Annotated in this window: 2 protein-coding genes; both read left to right on the forward strand. The window is 31.8% G+C overall.

Annotated features, from left to right (window positions below; genetic code table 11):
• Positions 1–116: 116 nt before the first annotated feature.
• Complete coding sequence (locus tag FNW07_RS13585) at positions 117–641, forward strand: hypothetical protein (protein ID WP_126745382.1); 525 nt, start codon at positions 117–119, stop codon at positions 639–641.
• Positions 642–808: 167 nt separating this feature from the next.
• The gene (locus FNW07_RS13590) at positions 809–1,336 is read left to right on the forward strand and encodes a hypothetical protein (protein WP_144265646.1); all 528 of its coding nucleotides are present in this window, start codon (positions 809–811) and stop codon (positions 1,334–1,336) included.
• Positions 1,337–1,834: the final 498 nt, after the last annotated feature.

Consider the following 1,834-nt stretch of genomic DNA (forward strand, 5'->3'; position numbering starts at 1 on the left):
TGATAACTCAAAGTTTGGTTTATATTTGCAATTGTCCGGTCACAGGCAAGCCACTGAATGCAAGCCGCGGGGACGTTGGCGGTAATTATATAGAAAATTCGCATTAAACAGAAAATATGAAGATTAAGTTTATTTTAATATCAGCTATATTATTAATAGTTTTATGCGTATTCCTAGTTTTCTATCCATTAAGGTTTGACTTTTATGAACAATTAAAAGCAAAAAAAATAGTCGATATCTTTTTTTTACCAATAGTCATAATTCTTATAATTAATTACATCCATAAAACTGTAAAAAAAAGGGATGTTAATTGGAAAATATTTCCCAAAGAAATACTATTTGCTATCGTACTTTTTGGAATAATTTACTTTACAATTTTGCGAAGTGTATTTTCGTGCGGATTGCTATTCATCAATTGTACTTTAAAAGAAAAAGAAATTGTTGAAATTAATGGAACAATTACAGATATTGTGAAAATTGAAGGACACGGTAAAGTTATTGGAAAATATGAACTTACTATAAATAAAAATGGAAAAGAGCTCAGTTTCGAATCAAATAAAAAAGCAATCGAAAACTTTTCGCTGAATGAAAAATTTAAAATGAAAATGAAAAAAGGAGCTTTAAATATATTGTACAAATAACTACCGCCAACAGCGGTTTGCCACAATGGCTTAATTCTGTGTTTCTTTAGAAAATACGCTGATAACTCAAAGTTTGGTTTATATTTGTGATTGTTCGGTGATGGGAACGCCACTGAGGCAAGCCACCGGACGTTATGCGTCATGCTAAAAAAAAATCATCCGCTGAAATGAAATTTAACAGTAAACTTAAATTAGGTACCAACCAAAAAATCACACATTTTCTAATTGTAATCTTCGGAATGCTTTCATTTTTATTGTCCAGCTATTGGCTTTTAGAAATTTATATTTTCAAATTACATAGCCAAATGATACCTGAAAGAGTTTTAGGAATTTGTATATGTTCTTTTGCTCTATCTATCGTATTTTTTCTAATCCAAAATAGAAAATTGTATTTTAGACAAATTGATGTTTCATATTCGGAAAATCAATTTCAAGAAGCCATAAAAAAAACTGTAGAAGATTTGGAATGGATTATTGACGTAAATAAAAAAGATTTATTTCGCGCATATAGACCATCAAATTGGACAGGTAGTTGGGGCGAAATGATAACAATAATAAAGAAGGACAACCAAATTCTTTTTAATAGTATTTGTGATCCGAATTTGAAATCTTCAATTCTTTCGTATGGCTGGAATAATAAAAACAGAAAGCAATTTTTATCCAATTTAGAATCGGTTAAAGCTGAAAACAAGTAAAAGCACGAACGCATAACAGCGGTTTGCCTCAATGGCTTAATTGGTGTTTCTTTAGAAAATACGCCGATAACTCAAAGTTTGGTTTATATTTGTGAATGTTCGGTGATGGGAACGCCACTGAGGCAAGCCACCGGACGTTATCTGGAACAATATTTCAGAAATTACCGCCAAATCATAATGACAGTTTTTTGAAACATTTATTGGGTGAAATCTTGTCGAATTTTGAAACCTAAAAGCTGAACTTACGCTGAAAATTGGAATCGCAAAAAACAGAACTCACTCAAAAAACTTATCGCAAAGCCAAACTGACGCCGAAAACTGAGCGCAAAAGCCGAACTTACTCAAAAAAATATTTTGCCGAAAACCAAACTGATCCTAAGAATTGCTCCAGATAACATCGGTTTGCATCAATGGCTTAATTCAGTGATTCTTTAGAAAATACGCTGATAACTCAAAGTTTGGTTTATATTTGCAATTGTCCGGTGATAGGCAAGCCAC

The sequence above is a fragment of the Flavobacterium sp. GT3R68 genome (genome assembly GCF_007109225.1).
In the GTDB taxonomy this organism is placed as follows: domain Bacteria; phylum Bacteroidota; class Bacteroidia; order Flavobacteriales; family Flavobacteriaceae; genus Flavobacterium.

Bases quoted from the DNA above. Each gene is read 5' to 3' on its own strand.
- FNW07_RS13590 (WP_144265646.1), top strand. From the start codon at position 809: ATGAAATTTAACAGTAAACTTAAATTAGGTACCAACCAAAAAATCACA.
- FNW07_RS13585 (WP_126745382.1), top strand. From the start codon at position 117: ATGAAGATTAAGTTTATTTTAATATCAGCTATATTATTAATAGTTTTA.